This window comes from Pandoraea eparura, from assembly GCF_902459725.1.
GTDB classification, from domain to species: Bacteria; Pseudomonadota; Gammaproteobacteria; order Burkholderiales; family Burkholderiaceae; genus Pandoraea; species Pandoraea eparura.
This window is the reverse complement of the sequence record NZ_CABPSH010000013.1, coordinates 44,511-65,911: the sequence shown is the minus strand read 5'-3', so window position 1 is coordinate 65,911 and position 21,401 is coordinate 44,511. Positions and strand designations below refer to the sequence as shown.

At 65.8% G+C, this 21,401-nt stretch carries 20 protein-coding genes; 7 read left to right on the top strand and 13 right to left on the bottom strand.

Translation table 11 applies throughout. The features are described 5' to 3' along the window. Positions 1-78: 78 nt before the first annotated feature. On the bottom strand, positions 79-1,626 hold the full coding sequence (locus PEP31012_RS20370) for a DegQ family serine endoprotease (protein WP_150591117.1): 1,548 nt from the start codon (positions 1,624-1,626) through the stop codon (positions 79-81). 261 nt (positions 1,627-1,887) lie between these two features. Between PEP31012_RS20370 and PEP31012_RS20365 the strand changes: the two genes are divergently transcribed. Next, positions 1,888-2,307 (top strand): hypothetical protein, encoded by a 420-nt coding sequence (locus PEP31012_RS20365; RefSeq protein ID WP_150591116.1) that lies wholly within the window; start codon positions 1,888-1,890, stop codon positions 2,305-2,307. Positions 2,308-2,328: 21 nt separating this feature from the next. On the opposite strand, the gene PEP31012_RS20360 is transcribed toward PEP31012_RS20365, so the two are convergent. Beyond that, on the bottom strand, positions 2,329-3,738 hold the full coding sequence (locus PEP31012_RS20360) for an ATP-binding protein (protein WP_150591115.1): 1,410 nt from the start codon (positions 3,736-3,738) through the stop codon (positions 2,329-2,331). Next, positions 3,738-4,445: a response regulator gene (locus tag PEP31012_RS20355; RefSeq protein ID WP_150591114.1), complete on the bottom strand. Its 708-nt coding sequence runs from the start codon at positions 4,443-4,445 to the stop codon at positions 3,738-3,740. The genes PEP31012_RS20360 and PEP31012_RS20355 overlap by 1 nt, the downstream gene beginning before the upstream one ends. A gap of 390 nt (positions 4,446-4,835) precedes the next feature. On the opposite strand from PEP31012_RS20355, the gene dacB reads away from it, so the two are divergent. Both dacB and PEP31012_RS20345 read left to right on the top strand, forming a co-directional pair. Beyond that, positions 4,836-6,353, top strand: a complete 1,518-nt coding sequence (dacB, locus tag PEP31012_RS20350; RefSeq protein ID WP_150591113.1) for a D-alanyl-D-alanine carboxypeptidase/D-alanyl-D-alanine endopeptidase — start codon at positions 4,836-4,838, stop codon at positions 6,351-6,353. 177 nt (positions 6,354-6,530) lie between these two features. Further along, on the top strand, positions 6,531-7,487 hold the full coding sequence (locus PEP31012_RS20345; protein ID WP_150591112.1) for a sterol desaturase family protein: 957 nt from the start codon (positions 6,531-6,533) through the stop codon (positions 7,485-7,487). A 40-nt stretch (positions 7,488-7,527) separates the two neighbouring features. Here the strand turns inward: PEP31012_RS20345 and PEP31012_RS20340 are convergent, their stop codons facing one another. From PEP31012_RS20340 to PEP31012_RS20320, 5 genes are all read right to left on the bottom strand, one after another. Then, positions 7,528-8,580 carry an L-threonylcarbamoyladenylate synthase gene (locus PEP31012_RS20340; protein ID WP_150591111.1) on the bottom strand — a complete coding sequence of 351 codons (1,053 nt, stop codon included), beginning with the start codon at positions 8,578-8,580 and terminating at the stop codon, positions 7,528-7,530. Between the two features lie 3 nt (positions 8,581-8,583). Then, on the bottom strand, positions 8,584-9,777 hold the full coding sequence (locus PEP31012_RS20335; RefSeq protein WP_150591110.1) for a 5-(carboxyamino)imidazole ribonucleotide synthase: 1,194 nt from the start codon (positions 9,775-9,777) through the stop codon (positions 8,584-8,586). Positions 9,778-9,818: 41 nt separating this feature from the next. Further along, entirely contained in the window at positions 9,819-10,325 is a 507-nt protein-coding gene (purE, locus tag PEP31012_RS20330; protein WP_150591109.1) for a 5-(carboxyamino)imidazole ribonucleotide mutase, read from the bottom strand. A gap of 16 nt (positions 10,326-10,341) precedes the next feature. Then, the gene (locus PEP31012_RS20325) at positions 10,342-11,247 is read right to left on the bottom strand and encodes a phosphoribosylaminoimidazolesuccinocarboxamide synthase (RefSeq protein WP_246171401.1); all 906 of its coding nucleotides are present in this window, start codon (positions 11,245-11,247) and stop codon (positions 10,342-10,344) included. Between the two features lie 89 nt (positions 11,248-11,336). Continuing rightward, positions 11,337-12,629 carry a hypothetical protein gene (locus tag PEP31012_RS20320; protein WP_150591108.1) on the bottom strand — a complete coding sequence of 431 codons (1,293 nt, stop codon included), beginning with the start codon at positions 12,627-12,629 and terminating at the stop codon, positions 11,337-11,339. Positions 12,630-13,103: 474 nt separating this feature from the next. On the opposite strand from PEP31012_RS20320, the gene PEP31012_RS20315 reads away from it, so the two are divergent. After that, positions 13,104-13,724, top strand: a complete 621-nt coding sequence (locus PEP31012_RS20315; protein WP_150591107.1) for a hypothetical protein — start codon at positions 13,104-13,106, stop codon at positions 13,722-13,724. 100 nt (positions 13,725-13,824) lie between these two features. Here PEP31012_RS20315 and fba read toward each other — a convergent pair whose 3' ends face one another. The 5 genes from fba to PEP31012_RS20290 all read right to left on the bottom strand — a co-directional run bounded on the left by fba (position 13,825) and on the right by PEP31012_RS20290 (position 19,091). After that, positions 13,825-14,889 (bottom strand): class II fructose-bisphosphate aldolase, encoded by a 1,065-nt coding sequence (gene fba, locus PEP31012_RS20310; protein WP_150591106.1) that lies wholly within the window; start codon positions 14,887-14,889, stop codon positions 13,825-13,827. Positions 14,890-15,011: 122 nt separating this feature from the next. Next, entirely contained in the window at positions 15,012-16,445 is a 1,434-nt protein-coding gene (gene pyk / locus PEP31012_RS20305) for a pyruvate kinase (protein WP_150591105.1), read from the bottom strand. 233 nt (positions 16,446-16,678) lie between these two features. Then, a complete protein-coding gene (locus tag PEP31012_RS20300) occupies positions 16,679-17,884 on the bottom strand; it encodes a phosphoglycerate kinase (RefSeq protein ID WP_150591104.1) in 1,206 nt (401 codons plus the stop codon). Positions 17,885-17,970: 86 nt separating this feature from the next. Further along, positions 17,971-18,294 (bottom strand): AzlD domain-containing protein, encoded by a 324-nt coding sequence (locus PEP31012_RS20295; RefSeq protein ID WP_150591103.1) that lies wholly within the window; start codon positions 18,292-18,294, stop codon positions 17,971-17,973. Continuing rightward, a complete protein-coding gene (locus PEP31012_RS20290; RefSeq protein ID WP_150591172.1) occupies positions 18,291-19,091 on the bottom strand; it encodes an AzlC family ABC transporter permease in 801 nt (266 codons plus the stop codon). Before PEP31012_RS20290 ends, PEP31012_RS20295 begins: the two co-directional genes overlap by 4 nt. A gap of 454 nt (positions 19,092-19,545) precedes the next feature. Between PEP31012_RS20290 and PEP31012_RS20285 the strand changes: the two genes are divergently transcribed. From PEP31012_RS20285 to PEP31012_RS20275, 3 genes are all read left to right on the top strand, one after another. Continuing rightward, on the top strand, positions 19,546-19,743 hold the full coding sequence (locus PEP31012_RS20285) for a zinc-finger domain-containing protein (protein WP_010808463.1): 198 nt from the start codon (positions 19,546-19,548) through the stop codon (positions 19,741-19,743). A gap of 111 nt (positions 19,744-19,854) precedes the next feature. Then, complete coding sequence (waaF, locus tag PEP31012_RS20280) at positions 19,855-20,880, top strand: lipopolysaccharide heptosyltransferase II (RefSeq protein WP_150591102.1); 1,026 nt, start codon at positions 19,855-19,857, stop codon at positions 20,878-20,880. A gap of 60 nt (positions 20,881-20,940) precedes the next feature. Further along, a complete protein-coding gene (locus PEP31012_RS20275) occupies positions 20,941-21,396 on the top strand; it encodes a nuclear transport factor 2 family protein (RefSeq protein WP_017231603.1) in 456 nt (151 codons plus the stop codon). Positions 21,397-21,401: the final 5 nt, after the last annotated feature.

Here is a 21,401-nt window from a genome sequence, read left to right as displayed (position 1 = left end):
GGCAGCCGTGAAGCCATCGCGGCCGCGCACCGGCACACAAGGTAGTGCGTGGCACCCCGCGAGTGTCTCGCCCGATGGTTAGCCGAGATCAACCGGGATGAAAATCTGCTGCCCGTCGCGCTGCACGAGCAACGCGACATTATTGCCCGCTTTCTTGAGCTTATCGCTCAGTTGCGAGGCACTCGTCACCGGCGTGCCGTTGAGCGACAGAATAATGTCGCCCGGCTGCACCCCGGCCTGTTCCGCCGGACCGCTCGCGCGTGCCACCAACAAACCGTGCGTGACTTGCGCCGCGCGCTTTTCGTCCGGCGACAGTTCGCGCACCGCGAGGCCCAGCCGGCCGTGCGTGGCCGAGTCGTCGGCGCTCGCAACGTCCTTCTTCTCATTGAGCGCCGCTACGCTCACGCTCACGTCCTGCTTCGCGCCATTGCGCCAGACGGTCAGCGTGGCCTTCTGCCCCGGACGCATGTCGGCGATCTTCTCCGGCAACTGCACCGAGTCCTCGATGGTCGTGCCGTTGACCGCCAGAATGACGTCGCCCGGCTTCAAATCCGATTTCGCGGCGGGGCCGTTCTTGTCGATGGATGACACCAACGCGCCGGTCGGCTTCGGCAACCCGAACGACTTCGCCAACGACTGGTTCACTTCCTGAATCGTCACGCCGATCCGGCCACGGCTCACCTTGCCGTACTGCTGGAGCTGCGCCTTGACCTTCATCGCCATGTCGATCGGAATCGCGAAAGACAGCCCCTGGAAGCCGCCGGTGCGCGAATAGATCATCGAATTGATGCCGATGACCTCGCCGTTCAGGTTGAACAGCGGCCCGCCCGAGTTCCCCGGGTTGACCGGCACGTCCGTCTGAATGAACGGCGTGTAGTTCTCGTCCGGCAACGCCCGTGCCTTTGCCGACACGATGCCCGCCGTCACCGTGTTGTCAAAGCCGTAAGGCGACCCGATGGCCACCACCCACTCACCGGCCTTCGATTTCGACGGATCGCCGATCTTCACCGTCGGCAGGTTCGTCGCGGCAATCTTGAGCAACGCCACGTCGCTCGCCTTGTCGCTGCCCACGACCTTCGCCTTGTATTCACGCTTGTCGGTGAGCTTCACCGTGACCTGACTCGCATCGTCCACGACGTGCGCATTGGTCAGGATGTAACCGTCCGAACTCACGATGAAGCCCGAACCGAGACTGCGCGTCGGTACGCTGCTGCCATCGCCACTGCCATCGCCGCCCCCATCGTTGCCCGGCGCGCCGTAAAAATGACGGAAGAACTGAAACAACGGATCGTTCTGATCCATGCCCGGCGGCATCGGCATCGCAGTGGCACCGCCACCCGCCGAAGGTTTCCCATCGTGCGTCACACTGATGTTGACTACGGCCGGTCCGTATTGTTCCGCCAGTTGCGAGAAGTCCGGCACGAGCATGCGCGGCGCGGCATTCGGCGTATTTGGGGTGTTCGGTGCATTGGCGGCGGGGGTGGCCGGGTTCGCCGCATTGGCGTCGGTGACCATCTCCGAAGCGAGCGGGGCCTGCCAGTGCTGACGTCCTGCGACGTAGCCGCCCGTCAACGCGACGAGCACAGCGCTGGCAACCAGCGTACGAGTGAGCTTTGAGGTCCGCATGAGTCTCTCCTGACTGACACCACGTTTGACATGACTGTGATGGTAGAGACGCTCCCTTAAGGCAACCTTAAGGGAGCGCACGAAGACGTCCCAAAGTCACTTATCAACCGCAAAATGGTGTCGCACTGAGTGCTATGCGTTACGGCAGCAGGTGTTTGAAGGGCCAACTCGCGTCGTTTGCCTTGCGCACGACGCGTTCCGCTGACTACGGTGGCGAAGTGGCGCGATCCCGCGCCGCACGGCTTCGTCTACTGGAGAATCATGATGCCCACGACTGATACACCGCTTTATCGCCGGCACACGCATCGCCGCGCCTCGCACTGGATGGGATGCGCCGGGGCCGCATTGTGCCTCGCATTCGCCGCTGCCGTGCACGCCGCGCCCGGCGGCCATGGCAATGGGATGGGAACGCAAGGCCCGGCCGACTCGATGCCCGCCCCGATGCCCGCCCCAATGCCGAACGCGACGCCCGGCCAAACCCGCGCCTGCACACCGGAAGCACCGGCCGATCAGGCCCTCGTGGGCAAGTCGCTCGGCGAAGCCAAGGCGATGCTTCGGGGTTGCCCGTGGCGGATCGGCATGCAGGACGGCAAGGCGATGCCGACGACGCGCGACTATCGCCCAGATCGCCGCACGCTGACGATCGATAACGACAAGGTCACGAGCGTGTCGCGCGGGTGAGTGTCATACGCAATGGACGCCTCAAAGCGCAGGCGGCGGCGCCGACGTCGCGCCGCCGAAACTCACGCGTACGCGAAGCCCATGAGCGTTGCGGGCGTCGAACAACTCGACGTGCGCGCCATGCGCCTGTGCAATGTTGCGCACAATTGCCAGCCCCAACCCGCTGCCCTGTGCGCGCGGGGCATCGGCATCGTCGTGCAATGCGGTGTCCGCCTGCACGGTTTGCCCGGATGCCGCGCCGTCCAGCGACGCCGCGCCCCCACGGAAGAACCGGTCGAACACGCGCTCGCGCTCGGCCGGCGCAATCCCCGGCCCGGTGTCTTCGATCTCCACCACCGGCGCCGGCGTTGCCGCGACCAGACGCACGTCGACATGCCCGCCACGCGGCGTGTACTTCAGCGCGTTGTCGACCAGATTGCCGAAGAGCGTGTGCAATGCGTTCGCATCGCCGCGCACGCGGCTGACGGCCGCCAGCGCGTCGGGCGCGTCCAGCCCGAGATCGATCCCGCGCGCCACCGCCAGCGCGGCATGATGCGCCACGACTTCGCCCAGCAGCGGGGCCAGCGGCACCTCAACGAATGCCGCAGCCGCCCGTGTGGCATCCGGCTCTTGTCGTGCGAGCGTAAGCAATTGGGCCACCATATGCGAAGCGCGTCGCACGCCATCGCGCAGATCACGCATCGCCTCGGCCCGCTCCGCGTCCGTGTGCGCCCGGTCGAGCAGTTGGACTTGTAGCTGCAACGCGGCGAGCGGCGTGCGCAATTCGTGCGCCGCATCGGCCACGAAGGCCTTTTGCTGCGCGAGCGACGCGTCGAGCCTGCCAAGCAGACTGTTGAGCGCCCGCACAAGCGGACGCACCTCATCGGGCAACCCGACCTCGGGCAGGGCGTCCAGCGCGCCCGGCGCCCGCGTGTCGAGCGCCTTCGTCACACGTCGCAGCGGCTGCAAACCGCGTCCCACTACGATCCACACGAGCAAAGCGAGCACCGGCATCGCCACCACCAGCGGCAACAACGTGCGCACGGCCATCGAGACCGCAAGCGAATCGCGGATGACCATCGGCTGCGCGAGCTGCACGACGTTGTCGCCGACAAGCGCCGCATACACGCGCCAGTCGCCTTCGGGCGTCTGCACCGTGGTGAAGCCGAGTTCGGCGCGCGGCGGCAACGGCGTGCTCGGGTGCGAGTAATACAACTCCACCCCGTTGCGACTCCATATCTGGATGACGAGTCCGCCCGCGTCGTTGTGCGCGCCCGGCACGCTCGAGAACGGTTCTGCGGGCAACGACAGCGCCATTTGCTGCAACTGGAAATCGAACAGCGCGTTGGCCTCCGTGCGCGACTGACGGAAGATGGCAATGCCCGCGAGCAGCAGCGCCACCACGAGCGTGATCAGCAACCCGAACAGCAGACGACGACGAATCGAGCGCATCAGTTCGCCTCCGGTGCGGTCGTGCCCGCCGTCGGTGGCGTCTCACCGATGTGCGCGGGCATCATGTAACCGACGCCACGCACGGTGCGAATCGCGTCCGCGCCCAGCTTCTTGCGTAGCCCGTGGATGTGCACCTCGACCGCGTTGCTCGCCACTTCCTCGCCCCAGCCATAGATGCGCTCTTCCAGTTGCGCCTTCGACAACACCGCGCCCGGTCGGTTGAGCAACGCTTCGAGCACTGCGTACTCGCGCGCGGAGAGCACCACGGGCGACCCGCCGCACGTGACCTGACGCGTTGCGGGGTCGAGCACGATACCGCCATGGCGCAGCAACGGCTCGCTGCGCCCGGCCTGACGCCGCACCAGCGCACGCAAGCGCGCAGCCAGTTCGTCGAGATCGAACGGCTTGACGAGGTAGTCGTCGGCGCCCGCGTCGAGCCCCTTCACCCGGTCGGCCACCGCGTCACGCGCTGTGGCGATGAGCACCGGCAGTGTCTGGCCGCGTGCACGCAACGTGCGCAGCACGTCAATGCCGTCACGACGCGGCAAACCGAGATCGAGCAGCAGCGCGTCGTACGACTCGAGCGAGAGCACGTCGAGCGCGCGTTGCCCGTCGCCAACATGATCGACGGTCCAGCCGTCCTGGCGCAGCCCCTTCGTGACGGCCGTGGCGATCATCGCATCGTCTTCCACCAACAAAATTCGCATGGATTGGGCACCCGTTGAGACCATCTCCGGGTGTCACGAGCCGCCAATGCAACGTTGCTTGAGGTCGCATGAGGTCGCCCGATGTTGCCTGCGCGTGACACTCTCCGGATTTCGACCCATTGTAGCGACAGTTCGTTGCATGACCGACTTACAATGTCACGCATGCGCCGCGCATGGCAGACGCACATCGCGGCTCGGTTACTTTCTCATCGCTTCGCCGCCGCGTCCGCATCGCTTTGCCTGTGCCTGTTGTGCACTCAGGCCGTACGGTTTCGCAGCGCGCAACACTGGAGACTCATGCCCGTCATGCGCGTTCCTCGCCTGCTCCGCAGCGCCCTTCGCCGCCCCAACGTTTCGGGCTTACTGGATTCGCCGACATCACGCCGCGTCATGGGTGACGTCGCTCGCGCGGGCTGTGTATCACTGGCACTCGTGATGCTCGCGAGCGCGCCCGTCCAGGCGAAACCGCACAAGCACGCGAAGATGCCCCACGTGCCGGTGAGCGCCGCCCGCGCCACGCCGCTGCCGCCTGAGCTGGCACGCGCGCTCGCCGCGAGCAAGGTGCCCGCCGCCCACGTGAGCGTGATCGTGGCGAAGGTCGACAATCCGTTGCAAACCCGAGGCCGTATCGCGCCGCCGCTGCTTGCCGTCAATCCAAACGTGCCACGCAATCCGGCCTCGACGATGAAGCTCGTCACGACGATTGCGGCGCTCGACACGCTCGGCCCCGACTATCGCTGGCGCACGCAGGCATTCACGGACGGCACGTCCGATGGCCGCACGCTCAACGGCAATCTGTATTTCAAGGGCTCGGGCGATCCGAAGCTCGTGCCCGAAGAGATGGAGAAGTTCGTCGCAGAATTGCACCACGCCGGGGTGACGAACATCAACGGCGACATCGTGCTCGACCGCTCCGCCTACAGCGCGGACATCGGCGACACCGGCGCCATCGACGGCGGTGACGACCGGCCGTACAACGTGGCACCGGATCCGCTGCTGTACTCGTTCAAGGCGGTCTCGTTCAGCTTCGCCGGCAATCCGAACGGCACCGTCGACGTGGGCGTGCTGCCGCCGCTGGCGAACCTGCAAGTGTCGAACAACCTGTCGTCGACCGGCTCGGGAAATTGCGGCGACTGGCTCGCCCGCATTCATCCCACGCTGAATGCGATGGCCGACGGCAGTTATGTCGCGCACTTCTCTGGCACGTATCCGGCCTCGTGCGAGGACAAGGGCTGGAACGTGGCCGCCCCCGATCGCGATCAGTTCTTCCTGGGGGGCTTTCGCGCCCTCTGGCAAGCGTCGGGCGGGCAGTTCAATGGCAATGTGCGTACAGGCATCGTGCCGCCGGGCGCCCACCTGCTTGTCACGCATCGCGGCCAGACGCTGGCCGAAGTCGTGCATGACATGAACAAATTCAGCAACAACGTAATGGCACGACAACTGTTCCTGACGCTGGGTCTCGCCGCCGACAACAATCGCACGCCCGCCAGCCTGACGCGCTCGCGCGACGTGTTGAACCGCTGGCTCGACAAGAACGATCTCGCCATGCCAGGGCTCGTCGTGGAAAACGGCTCGGGTCTGTCGCGCATCGAGCGCATCAGTGCGGCGGAGCTGGCCCGCCTGCTCCAACACGGCATCAACAGTCCAACCGCCCAGGTACTGATCGAGTCGATGCCGACCGTCGGCGTCGACGGCACGATGCGCAATCGGCTGATGAACCGCGATGTGGCCGGCAACGCGCACATCAAGACCGGCACGCTCGACGATGTGGGCGCCGTGGCCGGTTATGTCGGCACGCGCTCCGGCAACATCTACGTGGTGGTCTCGCTGATCAACGATCCGCGCGCGAGCCACGCGCGCGGCTTCAACGACGCACTCATTTCGTGGGTGTACGAGAACGCCCCCTGATTCCGATGTTGCGCACCGTTTGACACGGCGGTGCTGGCGGGCAGCATTTGACGTTTCCCTCTAACCGCCGCGCTGCCCCGCTCGATTCACGTCAGAATAGACGCTCCATCGGTGCCACCGACGCCAAGACGCCGGCGCACCGATTCCAATGACCCCATCGTGAGGAGACGCGAGGTCATGAACGTCGAGTTGATCCTGCTGGCGCTCGCGCCGGTGTTCGTGCTGTGCATCGGCGTCGAAGCCTGGTACTGGCGACGGCGCCGCCCGGGCATGTACAGCCTGAAGGACACCGTCAGCAACGCCACGCTCGCGCTCATGCACCAGGGCGCGGACAAACTGGCCTGGCTGCTCATCGTGCCGTTCTATGCCTGGCTCTACGACCATCACCGTCTCTATACGATGCCGGGCGGATGGCTCGGCTTCGTGCTGCTCTTCGTCGTGCAGGACTTTCTCTACTACGTGTTTCATCGCGCCAGTCATCGCATTCGCTGGTTGTGGGCGGCGCATGTCGTGCACCACTCGTCCGAGCGGCTCAACCTGTCGACGGCCTTTCGGCAAAGCCTGATGTATCCGGTCGCGGGCATGTGGCTGTTCTGGACGCCAATGGCGCTCATCGGCTTCACACCGACACAGATCGTCGGCGTGGTTCTGCTCAATCTTGCGTTCCAGTTCTTCGTGCATACCCAGGCGATTCCGAAACTGGGCTGGATTGAATACGTGCTGAACACGCCGTCGATCCACCGTGCCCATCATGCGCGCAATCCCCGCTACATCGACCGCAACTATGCGGGCGTGCTGGTCGTCTGGGATCGCATGTTCGGGTCTTACGTCGAGGAAAGCGAGACCGAGCCGTGCGAATTCGGCATCGTCGAGCCGATTCGCACGCACAACCCGATCACGCTGACATTTCACGAATGGCAGGCCATGGCGCGTGACGCGCTCACGATGCCGGGCTGGCGCAACAAGGCGATGGCGCTGTTCGGGCCGCCCGAGTGGCGACGCGCGTGGCAGGCGGCGCAAGTCGCCGCCGGACAGACTGCCACCCCATCAGCCGGCGGATTATCGGGAGGTGTCGGAGGTGTCGGAGGTGCGGGAGATGTCGGCAGCGTCGGAGCGTCGCGCAACGCGCCTTGACGAGGCGTCGTCGCCTCGCCAGGGCAGCACTACGCGTTCGTTATGCGCGCTCGAACGCCGCTGCCGCGCGACCGAGGCGGTCGCCGACCGCCGCCCATGCCGGCGTGTCCGGCAGACGCTCGAACAGGATATGCGTGACGTTGGCGCGGTCGAGCCGGCGCAGCATCGCGTACAGGTCGGTCGCAAGCGCGGCGGGCGTGCCCGGCAACTCGACCTTCACGATCGCGGCCGACGCCGACACCTCGGCGGGCAGCGTCGCGAGCGTTGATGCGAACGCCACCACCGCCACGCGCTCTGCCGCGGGACGCACGGCCAGCGCCGGGCCGAATTGCCCGGCATCGCACAGATACAACGGGGTGCGCGGCGCATAGTGGGCCTTGAGCGTGCCCGAGGCGCGCGGCGCGTCGGCGTCCTGCCCCGGCAGGCGCGGCATCTGCCCGAGCACTTCGGCGATCTGCTCGGGCGTGATATGTCCCGGGCGTAGCAGCGCGGGGAACCCACGCGACAGATCCACGATCGTCGACTCGATCCCCACCGCGGCCTCGCCGCCATCGAGCACGTGGACGGTGACGCCCGGCAGTCCGGCAAACTCGTCGCGCACGTGCTGTGCCGCCGTCGGACTCACCTGACCGAAACGATTGGCCGAGGGCGCTGCCACACCGCCCTGCCCCCCCTTGAGCCGGGCAAACTCACGCAGCAGCGCCTGCGCCACGGGATGCGACGGGCAGCGCAACCCCACCGAATCCTGTCCGCCGGAGACGGCCTCGGGAATATGGGGCGCGCGCTTGAGAATCAACGTGAGCGGGCCTGGCCAGAAGGCGTCCATCAGCTTGCGGGCAGCCGGCGTGACGTCGTTGCTCCAGTAGCCGGGATCCCCTTCCGGGCAGAAGTGCACGATGACCGGATGATTCGCCGGACGACCCTTCGCGGCATAGATAGCCGCGATGGCCGCCGGATTCTCCGCGTCGCCGCCAAGGCCGTAGACCGTTTCCGTCGGGAATGCGACCAGTTCGCCGGCCGCCAGTTGTTCGGCCGCCTGCGTGATCGCGGCTGCCGATGGCATGACGATGCGCGGCGCTCGAGGCATTGCCATCGCTCAGTCTTCCAGCGGGATGTCGAGGCTCGCCGCGGCCGTCACGCACGCCTGACGGGCTTCGTCCAGCGACGCGCCGGCAAACGTGATGTGACCCATCTTGCGGCCGACGCGGGCGTCTTCCTTGCCATACAGATGCAGACGCGCCGACGGCAGCGCCACCACGTCCGCCCACGCGGGCGTGCGCGGATGATCCTTGGCGGCACCGTCGAACCAGACGTCGCCAAGCACGTTGAGCATCACGGCCGGCGAGTGCTGACGCGTCTCGCCGAGCGGCAGCCCGGCCATCGCACGCACCTGCTGCTCGAACTGGCTGGCGGCGCAGGCATCGATGGTGTAGTGGCCGCTGTTGTGCGGACGCGGCGCCATTTCGTTGGCGACGAGCGTCCCGTCCTTGAGAATGAAAAACTCGACGCACAGCACGCCGACATAATCCATTTGCGACGCGATCTTGGCCGCCGCGGCGCGCGCGGCATCGGCCAGTGCCGGAGCCGCATCGGGCGCGGGCACCGTCGTGGTCGCGAGAATGCCGTCGATGTGCACGTTCTGGGCGAGCGGGTAGGTCGCAACCGCACCGTCCGCGCCGCGCGCGCTCAGCACCGACACCTCGAAGGCCAGCGCCAGACGCTTCTCCAGCACGCAGGGCACGCCGGCGAGCGCCGCGTAAGCCTCGCGAGCCTCGGCGACCGTATTCACGCGCACCTGGCCCTTGCCGTCATAGCCCAGACGCGCCGTCTTCAGAATGCCCGGCAGCACACGCTCGATGGCCGCGTCGCCGATGGCGGCAAGCGCCTCGTTCGACTCGATCACCAGATGCGGGGCCACCGGCACGCCGCAGCTTTCAATGAAGCGCTTCTCCGCCACCCGGTCCTGCGCGATGGCGACACAGCGCCCGGCGGGACTCACGGTCGTGGACGCGGCGAGGAAGTCGAGCGACTGCGCCGGCACGTTCTCGAACTCGGTCGACACGGCCGGGCACAGCGAGGCCAGTTCGGCCAGCGCGGTCTCGTCACGATAATCGGCGACGATCAGGCGATCGGCCACGGCACCGGCCGGACAGCGCGGATCCGGGTCCAGCACGCAGACCTTGTAGCCCATCGACTGGGCGGCAAAACAGAACATGCGGCCGAGTTGGCCGCCGCCCAGCATACCCAGCCATTGGCCGGGAAGAACGGGCGCAGCAGAGGCAGAATTCATCTTGGTTGAGGCGCTGACAGTAGCGCGGACGTGTTGTTCTTTTACAGCGCGGGAAGCGTCATGCCGCGCGCCGCTTCGGTCTGCTTGGCACGGAACGCGTCGAGCTTGCCGGCCAGCGCCTTGTCGTCGCCCGCGAGCATCGCGACCGCGAACAATGCGGCGTTGGCCGCGCCCGCCTCGCCAATGGCGAACGTGGCGACCGGCACGCCCTTGGGCATCTGCACGATCGAGAGCAGCGAGTCTTCGCCGCGCAGATACTTGCTCGGCACCGGCACGCCCAGCACCGGCACGGACGTCTTCGCGGCGATCATGCCCGGCAGATGGGCGGCACCGCCCGCGCCCGCGATGATCGCGACGAGTCCGCGCTCACGCGCGGCTTCGGCGTAGCGGAACATGTCGTCCGGCATACGGTGTGCGGAGACGACCTGCGCCTCGTAAGGCACGCCGAACTCGGCCAGCACGGCAGCCGCGTTCTTCATCACTTCCCAGTCCGAGTTGGACCCCATTACCACGCCAACGCGCGGCGCCACGGCTTGCTTATCGCTCATGTGGTCGACGTCCCGCTCAGGCCAGTTGCTGGCCGGTCAGGCGCTCGAGCGCTTCGCGGTACTTGGCGGCCGTTTTCTCGACCACGTCGTCCGGCAGCTTCGGGGCGGGCGGCGTCTTGCCCCACGGCTGCGTCTCGAGCCAGTCGCGCACGAATTGCTTGTCGAACGACGGCGGGTTGCTGCCCACGACGTAAGAGTCGGCCGGCCAGAAACGCGACGAATCGGCCGTCAGCGCTTCATCCATCAGGTGCAGCTTGCCCTCGTCATCCAGACCGAATTCGAACTTCGTGTCGGCGATGATGATGCCGCGCGTGGCCGCATAGGCCGCCGCTTCCTTGTACAGACGGATCGAGATCTCGCGAATTTGTTCGGCCAGTTCGCGGCCGATACGGCTCACCATCTCGTCGAAGCTGATGTTCTCGTCATGCTCGCCCAGCTCGGCCTTGGCCGCCGGCGTGAAGATCGGCTCGGGCAGTTGCTGCGCATTTTGCAGACCGGCGGGCAGTGTCACGCCGCACACGGCGCCCGTCGCCTGATAGTCTTTCCAGCCGCTGCCGGCCAGGTAGCCGCGCACCACCGCTTCCACGAGAATCGGCTTGAGGCGCTTGACGACGACCGCACGGCCGGCGACCTGGGCGGCTTCGTCGCTCGAGACGACCGTCTCGGGCGCCACGCCCGTCAGGTGATTCGGCACGACGTGCGCGAGCTTGTCGAACCAGAAGTTGGCCATCTGGTTGAGCACACGGCCCTTGCCCGGAATCGGCTCGCCCATGATCACGTCGAACGCCGAGAGGCGGTCCGTCGTCACGATCAGCAGCTTGTCGTCGCCGACGGCATAGTTATCGCGCACTTTGCCGCGCGAGAGCAGCGGCAGACTCTTGAGGGAGGATTCGTACAGGGCGTTCGGAGCGGGGGTAGTCACGGCGGGACCCAATGTCAGGAAGGGCAAAGGCGTAATTATACGCGCGTCGGGCGGCGTTTCACGAAGATGTGGGCCCGGCGCGCCCCGGCTTACCCGAGCGGGTGAAGAAACTGCGGTTCCAGCCGTGCCTTTTCCGCCTCGTGGATCAGCAGGGCGACCACCGGGACCCGCGAGATCGGGTTCGACAAATAGCCGTCCTTACGCAGGCAAGCCCGATACCAGCCCGCCACCGATGCGGCATCGTAATACTTGTTGTCGCACACCAACCCGTAATCGTCGAACGACACGAGGCGTACCGCGTCCGGGCTGTCCGGGTCGATATCGTCCTGCGAAATCCGGTCGATGTGTCCGTCGACATAGCCAGGGCTCAGAAACCGCACACCGCTCAGGGCATTGATTTCGTCTTGCAGCCAGAGCAGCGCCATGCCGGCCGGCAAGCCGCCCGAGGCCAGCAACGGCGCGACACGGTCGAAGTTCACTTCCAGAATATCGGCCGCCTGGCGACGGCCGGCATCGGTCTGCCAATCGATGGCGGCACCTTGAGCGGCGGCCAGTTCCGGCAGCCGCTGCCGGAGCAGATGCACTTTGCGCTCCCAGCGCGGCTCGCCCCGCCCGGGGCGACGAAGCATGTCGAGCAACCGGGTAAACTCGGCCATCAGATCGAAGCTGCGCGAGGCGAGGTTGATATGGTGGTCGCTCGCCTCCGAACGCTGCGCGACGACCTGCGTCGCCAGATCGTTTCGCAAGCGCGCGTCGCCGCACTGGAGTTGCAGCGCCGCGCTGGCCGCCACGGCGCTCGGGCGCGCGATGCCGCGCTCCGAGCACACGAGCGCGATCTTGCCCGGGTTTTCGCGCATGAACTTCGCCACGCCTCGACCGGCGCGCCACAAGACCTCCCTGGGAATCTGGGCGTCGAACCGTTCCATGCCCGCAAACTCCATGAACTGCACGTGCGACAGGCCACCGTCGAGCCCGACCGGCGACGCCAGCGCCTGCGGCGCAGCCGATTCGCCTGCGCCACGCATCACGCTCAGAATGTATCCGTCGATCGGACGCTCGTGGTAGTCCGGCGCGTCCGAGGTGTCGAGCGCGGTGTCACGGACCTGCATGGTCCCCGGCTCCACGCAAAAGATCGCACCGATCTGAGGATGCGTCTTGAGCATCCGGGTGAGCACCGGCGCCTCGGCCGGCGTGGCGGTAGGCCCCACGATGAATCGGTGCCCGCCCAACTCGATCAGTGCGAAGCGCGTACATTGGCCGTCCACGCGGATGAGCGTCGACGTGTTCACGCCGTACGCCTCGACCCACGCGTTTGCCGATACCCCACCTGCCCACTCGGGTGCCGGATCCTCCGTCCCCCAAAGCGCGATCGGCGCGGGCATGTCGATCGTCGACGCCGGGTGAGTACGCCAGTCGGCCGCCATCGACCGCATTGAAGCCGTGCGCGCGGACGGTCCCGGGACGGGCGCTGGGGCCGCGGAGTCGACAGATTGGGCGGCTTCGGCCCCACGAGGCGGCACGTGCGATGCCCGGTTGGCGGCGCAGATCATGGTCCTCGCCATGGGCGAACGCGGCGACGGCGCTCGGGACGTCTCTTCGGAACTGGACAATCCCAGGCACCAGGCAACGGTCTTGGGAAGGCGATTCAATGGCATCGATAACTCCGGGTGGCCCATCATTGGCATGGGCGGATTGGCGGGAGGCACCGGAGACTGCCACGCGACGTCGCGCCGGACTTCGGGAATCGGCGGATCGCTGTCGTTTTGCACCGCCGCCACGCCCCGGGGCTTTCCCCGCCTTCTTGCCCGTCGGATGTTGCCTAGAATGGAAACGTTCACCCGACCCAAGGGGCTGCCATGACGATCGCATCGAAAACTGACCGTGTCTGGCCGCCCCGTGCAGCGCAACGCGTTGCCGCCCTCACCGCCTTCACCGTCCTCGCCGCCGTCCTCCTGGCGCTCGCGAGCCCGCCCGTGTCTGCGCAAACGGCATCGCCGCGTGCGGCGTCGCCGCCGGCCGCCGGAACGCATGCACCGTCCCATCGGGCCAATAGGGCACACGCGGCGTCCGGGGCCTCGGCATCGACGGCCGCCGCCGACACCATTGAGCGTGCCGGACTCCCCCGCCTCATTGCGATCGCCACGCCGGAAAACGATGACGAGATTCCGCGTTTCGCGCTGTTTGCCGCGCGCGATATCGAACAGTTGGGTTTGCAGTTTCCGGCGCAAGACGGCGTCGCCCCGTCGGACGTCGAGGTCGTCATCACCATGAGCCTGCGCGACGGGGCGACCGCCCGGATGCGCGAGTTCTCCCGCCAGCACATGAACGAGCCAATGACGCTGATCGTCGATGGCGTGGAAATGCTCACCGCGACGATCCGCTCGGAGCTGGGCGGCAAATTCCAGTTGCAGATGCCCAAAGAAAAGGCCCGGCTTCTGTTCCAGCGCGTGCTGGCCAAAGCCGGGCCTGCGACCTGAGCGTCGTGCGCGACTGACGGGCTTGCCCCGTCAGCGCCACGCCCCCCGGTCAGGCAGCGAGCCATGCGGGGCACTCCCGGCATGGCCATGCTGCGTGCGATTACTTCACGATCTGCGAGAGATCGCCGCTCTTGTACTTCTCGGCCATCTTCTCGAGCGCGACCGGCTTGATCTTGCCGGCCTGACCTTCGCAACCGAACGACAGGTAGCGCGCCTTGCACACCAGCTTGGCGGCTTCGCGGGCCGGCTTGAGGTAGTCGCGCGGGTCGAACTTGCTCGGGTTTTCGAACAGATAGCGACGGATCGCGCCGGTCATCGCCAGGCGGATGTCGGTATCGATGTTGATCTTGCGCACGCCGTGCTTGATGCCTTCGACGATCTCTTCGACCGGCACGCCGTAGGTTTCCTTCATGTCGCCGCCAAATTCGCGGATCTCGGCGAGCAGTTCCTGCGGCACCGACGACGAACCGTGCATCACGAGGTGCGTGTTCGGAATACGGCGGTGGATTTCCTTGATGCGGTCGATGGCGAGAATATCGCCCGTCGGTTTGCGGCTGAACTTGTAGGCGCCGTGCGAGGTGCCGATGGCGATGGCCAGCGCGTCGCATTGCGTCTGTTGCACGAAGTCGGCGGCCTGATCCGGGTCGGTCAGCAGCTGCTCGCGGGTCATCGTGCCGTCGGCGCCGTGGCCGTCTTCCTTGTCGCCCTTCATCGTTTCGAGCGAACCCAGCACGCCCAGCTCGGCTTCCACCGTCACGCCGATGTAGTGCGAGAACTCGACCACTTTCTTCGACACTTCGACGTTGTACTCGTAGCTGGCGACCGACTTGCCGTCGGCTTCGAGCGAGCCGTCCATCATGACGCTCGAGAAGCCGCTCTTGATCGCGGCCATACACACGGCCGGCGACTGGCCGTGATCCTGGTGCATCACCACCGGGATGTGCGGATACGCTTCCACGGCCGCCGAGATCAGGTGACGCAGGAACGCTTCGCCAGCGTACTTGCGAGCACCGGCCGAGGCCTGCATGATGACCGGCGCACCGACTTCGTCGGCGGCGGCCATGATGGCGGAAACCTGCTCCAGGTTGTTGACGTTGAAGGCCGGCAGACCGTAGCCGTTTTCGGCGGCATGGTCGAGCAGCTGTCGCATAGAGACTAGGGGCATGATGTTCTCCTTGGAATCACAAAACTAAGCAAATCTTTCCTCGATCCAGAGGTGCCCCTCATGACGACGGCTCGCGGGCGGCGTGGCATTAGCGCCTCGCCGCACTCACGCGGCCCCCTTCGTCATGCCTGGCCCACCTGGACGATTTTCAACGTATTGGTACCGCCGGGTTGTCCCATCGGCTCGCCCACGGTCAGCACGATCGTGTCGCCGCGTTTGACCACCCCGCGCGAGAGCAGCAGCTGCTCGGCTTGCTTGAGCGCGTGATCGCGGTCGAGCGTGGCGTCGGCACGCATCGCGTAGACGTTGCGGTACAGCGCCATCTTGCGATGGCTGCTGAGCTGCGAGGTCAGCGCAAAAATCGGCACATGGATCTTGTGGCGAGACAGCCACAACGCGGTCGCGCCCGATTCGGTCAGCGCCACGATGGCTTTCGCGCCAAGATGATACGCGGTAAACAAGGCGCCGGCCGCAATCGATTGGTCGATGCGCGTAAAAGTCTGGTCGAGCCAGTCGCGATCGAGTTCGACCATCTCGGAGCGCTCGGCTTCGACGCAGATCGCCGCCATCGTCTCGATCGTCTCGACCGGATACTTGCCCGCGGCGCTCTCGGCCGAGAGCATCACGGCGTCGGTGCCATCGAGCACGGCGTTGGCGACGTCCGACACTTCGGCGCGGGTCGGCACCGGGTTGTGGATCATCGACTCCATCATCTGCGTGGCCGTGATGGTGGTCTTGTTCATCTCGCGCGCAAGCTTGATCATGCGCTTCTGCAGCCCCGGCACCGCGGCGTTGCCCACTTCGATGGCCAAATCGCCCCGTGCAACCATGATGCAGTCCGACGCCGCCAGAATCTCTTCGAGCGCCGGAATGGCTTCTGCCCGCTCGATCTTGGCGATCATCAGCGGCTTGATGCCATACGGCTCGCCGGCCACATTGGCCAGACGGCGCGCCATTTCCATGTCGGTGGCGTTCTTCGGGAAGGAGACGGCGACATAATCGGCGCCCAGCGCCATCGCGGTCTTGATGTCTTCCATGTCCTTGGCCGTGAGCGCCGGCGCGGTCAGCCCACCGCCCTGGCGGTTGATGCCCTTGTTGTTCGACAGATCGCCACCGACCTTCACGGTCGTATGGATCTCGTTGCCGAGCACGCGATCGACGATCAGCACGATCAGGCCGTCGTTGAGCAGCAGCACGTCGCCCGTACGCACGTCACGCGGCAGTTCCTTGTAGTCCAGCCCGACGCGCTCGTCGTTACCGACTTCGCAATCGGCGTCCAGGATGAACTTTGCGCCCGCCTCGAGCAAGGCCTTGCCATTCTCGAACTTGCCGACACGAATCTTCGGACCCTGGAGGTCGGCCATGATGGCCACTTCGCGGCCCGCCGCCTTGGCGGCCGCACGCACCATCTCGGCACGCTCGATGTGGTCCTGCGCCTTGCCGTGCGAGAAATTCAGGCGAACGACGTCGACGCCGGCGGCGATCATGCGCGAGAGCACTTCCGGCGTGCTCGATGCCGGACCGATGGTGGCGACGATCTTGGTGGAGCGGTTCATTACATCCATCTCTTCATCCTCTTTGGGTAACAGCGCAATCGACATGTCTGGCGCTTAGAGATTTGTAGCGCATTTAGGCCGCGGCAGGTTAACCAAAAAGTTCGTATTGTCCGTACGAAATCGTTTGATTCGATCTTAGATGTTCGCAATAAGACAATGAAAACCGCCTCGTTCGCGTCCCTCTCCGACCGCCAAACCCGCCTGCGAGCCCCGCTCCACCGGGTGTCAGTCGATCAGTTGACCTCGCCGGCGCGTTGTTGCAGGATGTCGACGGCCGGCAGCGTCTTGCCTTCGAGGAATTCGAGGAACGCGCCGCCACCGGTCGAGATATAGCTGACCTGGTCGGCAATACCGTACTTGGCGATGGCGGCGAGCGTATCGCCACCCCCAGCGATCGAGAAGCCCTTGGCGGCGGCAATGGCACGCGCCAGCGTCTCGGTGCCGTGACCGAACTGGTCGAATTCGAACACGCCGACCGGGCCGTTCCACACGATCGTGCCCGCGCCCGCCAGTTGCTCGGCCAGCTTGGCAGCCGTTTGCGGGCCGATGTCGAGGATCATGTCGTCGGCGGCCACGTCGCTGGCAGCCTTCACCGTCGCCTCAGCCGTCGCGCTGAATTCCTTGGCGCACACGACATCCGTCGGAATCGGCACCGAGGCGCCACGGGCGGCCATGGCGTCGATGATCGCGCGCGCCTGGCCGACCAGATCGGCCTCGGCAAGCGACTTGCCGATCGGCAGGCCGGCGGCCAGCATGAACGTGTTGGCAATGCCGCCCCCCACGATCAGGTGATCGACCTTGTCGGCGAGCGACTGCAGAATGGTGAGCTTGGTCGAGACCTTGGAGCCGGCCACGATGGCCACGAGCGGACGGGCCGGGGCGTTCAGCGCCTTGCCGAGCGCTTCGAGTTCGGCAGCGAGCAGCGGGCCGGCACAGGCGACCGGCGCGTACTTGGCGATGCCGTGCGTCGTGGCTTCGGCGCGGTGGGCGGTGCCGAACGCGTCGTTCACATACACGTCGCACAGTGCGGCCATCTTCTGCGCCAGTTCGTCGTTGTCCTTCTTCTCGCCCTTGTTGACGCGGCAGTTCTCCAGCAGCACGACCGTGCCCGGTGCCACCTCGAAACCGCCGTCGACCCAGTTGGCAATCAGTTTCACGTCACGGCCAAGCAGTTCCGACAAGCGTTTCGCGACCGGCGCGAGCGAGTCTGCGGGCTTGAATTCGCCTTCCGTCGGACGGCCCAGGTGCGACGTGACCATTACCGCGGCACCGGCGTCGAGCGCCATCTGAATGGCCGGTACCGAGGCGCGAATACGCGTGTCTTCCGTGATGCGACCCGCTTCGTCTTGCGGCACGTTCATATCGGCGCGGATGAAGACACGTTTGCCTGCCAGGCGGCCCTGGGCGATCAAATCGGAAAGACGTACGACGGAAGCCATGAGAATCCGGAATAAATGGTGGGAAAAACATGCATTTTAACTGATCCGACCGACCGGATGCCCATTTTGGCGGGCGAGGGTTCCGCCTACAGGAACAGACGACCAAGCGTGTAGACGGCCATGCCGACGACGATCATCTCGATCATGTTGCGTCGCCAGACGAACCAGCCGGTGGCCGCCAGGGCGGCGGCCAGCTTGGGGTTGTGCAGATGCAGCGAGAACTGGTGATCGAGCAGCAGCACTTCGGGCACCACGATCACGGCGAGGGCCGCCGCCGGGGCGTAGCGCAGCGCACGTTGCAGGCGCTGCGGCAGCGTCACACGGTCCCCCGCGAGCAAGAAGAACGTGCGCGTGACGATCGTGATGACCGTCATCGCCACGAAGGCGAACCAGATTTCGAAAGTACTCATGAGCGACGCTCTCCCGACGGGCGCGTCTGGCCGCCCTCGTGTGCGGCACCGTCGTGCGTGCCCGTTGGCGGATTCGCCAGGGCGAGCCGCTTCGCCTGACGCGCGGTGAGTTCGTCGCACACCATGCCGGCGGCGAGCGCGCCGAGCACCCCGAGCACGAGATTGAGGCGATAAGGCAAGTCGAAGGCGAGCAGACCGAGAACGGACGCGAGAGTGACTGCCAGCATCGTCGAGCGGCTCGTGATCGTGTGCACCATCATCGGGATGAGGGCGAGCGTGCCCGCGAAGGCGAGGCCCCAGCTATCCGGCACGAGCGCACCGAGCAGGATGCCGAGAATCGACGACACGTGCCAGACCGCCCAGTTGCTGAGCGTGATGCCGTAATACGTCCCTTCCTTGCCGGGGACGTAACCGCTCGCGAATTTCTGGTTCATGAACATCACGAAGCCGAGATCGCCGTTCACATACCCGAGCACGATGCGCCGCGGCAGCGACAAATAGGAGAAATGCGGCTGGAGTGCGGCGCTGAAGATCACAAAGCGCAGATTGACGATACCGACGGTGAGCAGAATCGTCCACAACGGCATGCCCGCGGCGAACAGCGGCAACGACGCCAACTGGGCCGAGCCGGCATAGAGCATCAGGCTCATGCCGATGGCCTGGGGCACGGTCAGTATCGATTTGCCCATGGCGACCCCGGTCACGAGTCCCCACGAGAAGATGGCAGGCAAGAGAGGCGAAATAATGCGGAAACCGGCCCTGAACCCGTCACGTTCAGCGGCTGGCAGACGAAGCATTGGCATGGTCGGCTGGGGGCGAGCACCGAGGCGTTCGGCGCAGTGTCTGGCATTGCGGGGCAAAGCGGTCCCGACGGCGCCCGGCACGCCCACGATGACCGCTCGCGGTCACAACGCCCGCCAGGGTTGCCGGAGTGTCTCCTGAATGTCGTCATCATTGGCGGCGAACGTCAGCTCATTATAGCCAGGGTAAATATTTACTTACTACGGCCAAAGCGCATATCCGGGCGTTTTTGCCGACGTCGCGCGCGCGGTGTCGCGTACGCGCCACGCGGGGGCATCGAGGGTGACGAGAACAGCGGTATGGCATGGCCGCAGGCATGGCGAGCCATCCGCAAAGGGTCGCGGCTGCTTTACAATAGCGACTTTTGGTGAGCGTGCAGGCGGCGGCTTCGTCCCTGACACCGGCCATGCAATCCCTGATATTCCGAATACCCATCACGGTCCGAACCCCATGAGCGAAGTCAAACAAATGCCGGTCGTCGAAGTCGGCGCCGAAGATCTGCCGGTCCATTGCCCGAATCCGAAGATGGAAGCCTGGAGCGCCCATCCGCGCGTGTTCATCGACGTGACCCATGGCGAAGCGGCCTGCCCGTACTGCGGCACGCGCTATCGCGTGAAGGCCGGCGTGGTGCTCAAGGGTCACCACTGAGCCGCCTGCCGTTGCCCCGACTGGCCCGGCGCCGTCTCCCACTGTTGAGAAGCGCCGCCCGGTCGCCTGTGCGTTTCATTGCAACGCTTAACGTTTAGAGTCTCCGCCACGATGCATAAAGCCTTGGTGATCGCCCCCAACTGGATTGGGGACGCGCTGATGGCGCAGCCGTTGTTCACCCTGCTCAAGCGCCTGCATCCGCGTCTGACCATCGACGCGATCGCGCCCGGCTGGGTCGCCCCGGTGCTGGAGCGCATGCCGGAGATTTCGCGCGTCGTCGCCACCGACCTCGCGCACGGCAAGTTGCAGCCGCTGGAGCGCTACCGGCTCGCGAGCGTGCTCGCCGACGAGGGTTACGACGCCGCCTATGTGCTGCCCAACTCCTTGAAGTCGTCGCTGATTCCGTGGCTGGCGCGCATTCCGCTGCGCATCGGCTACAAGGGCGAGCAGCGCTACGGCCTGCTCAACGTGCGTCATGCCAATCCGCGCAAGGACGAGCGAGCGCCGATGGTGCGGCACTACGCCGCGCTCGCGTTCGCGCCTGGGGCCAAGTTGCCCGAGGCGCTGCCCACGCCGCGCATCGATGCCGACCTGAACGAGTCGGCGCGCGTCTTCGCACGCTTTGGGCTCGATCTGCGCGTACCGCTCGTGGTGTTCTGCCCGGGGGCCGAATTCGGACCGGCCAAGCGCTGGCCGCCTGGCCACTTCGCGCAACTTGCCCAGTTGGTTCGCCGCTCGTTCCCGTATGCGCAGATGATCGCGCTCGGCTCGGGCAAGGATGGCGCACTGGCGCAGCAAATTGCCGCCGACGCCCCGTTCGTGCGCAACCTCTGCGGACAAACCTCGCTGGCCGAGGCGTGCGCGCTGCTGGCCCGCGCCAATGCGGTGGTGAGCAACGACTCGGGCCTGATGCATGTGACGGCCGCGTTGCGGCGCCCGCAGATCGCCCTGTTCGGTTCGTCCGATCCGCGCCACACGCCGCCGCTGTCCGACCAGGCGCACGTCCTGTGGCTACAATTGGAGTGCAGTCCGTGTTTTGCTCGCGAATGTCCGCTGGGCCACACCCGCTGCCTCAATGAGCTGATGCCCGAGCACGTGTTCGCGAACCTGCGCAACATCCTGCTCACGCAGCGCTGATTCGGCCCATGGCGGTGCTGTCTTCAGCCCGATTCCGGTAATACTCAACGGTAAATCCCCATGCCACGTTTTGTCCGTCTGTTCGATGCCGCCAGTGAAACCATCACGGCCTTTTATGACGCACTGCGCCGCGGGCAGACGGATCGCGCCATGTCGCTGTGGGCGAACGAGGATTTCGTCAGCTATATTCGCGCCGACGGCACCCGCTGGGACGGTCTGGAGCAGATCCGCAACGGTCTGGTCGCCCAGTTCACCCAGAGCGTGGTGCTCATCGATTCGCTGGACACGACCGAGTACGACACCGTTGGCACGGTCGTGCACACAGCGACCGAAGCGATGCGCGTCGGCAAGGAAGACGCCGGCCAGACGACCGCCCAGCTCATCCACACGACTTACGTGCTGGTGCACGAGCAGGGCGACTGGCGCTTCGCCCATATCCACTCCAGCCCCTTGCCGCCGCATGCCGTCGAGCAGTTCAGCCTGATGATGCACGCGCGTCCGGACGGGCTGCACTGATCGTT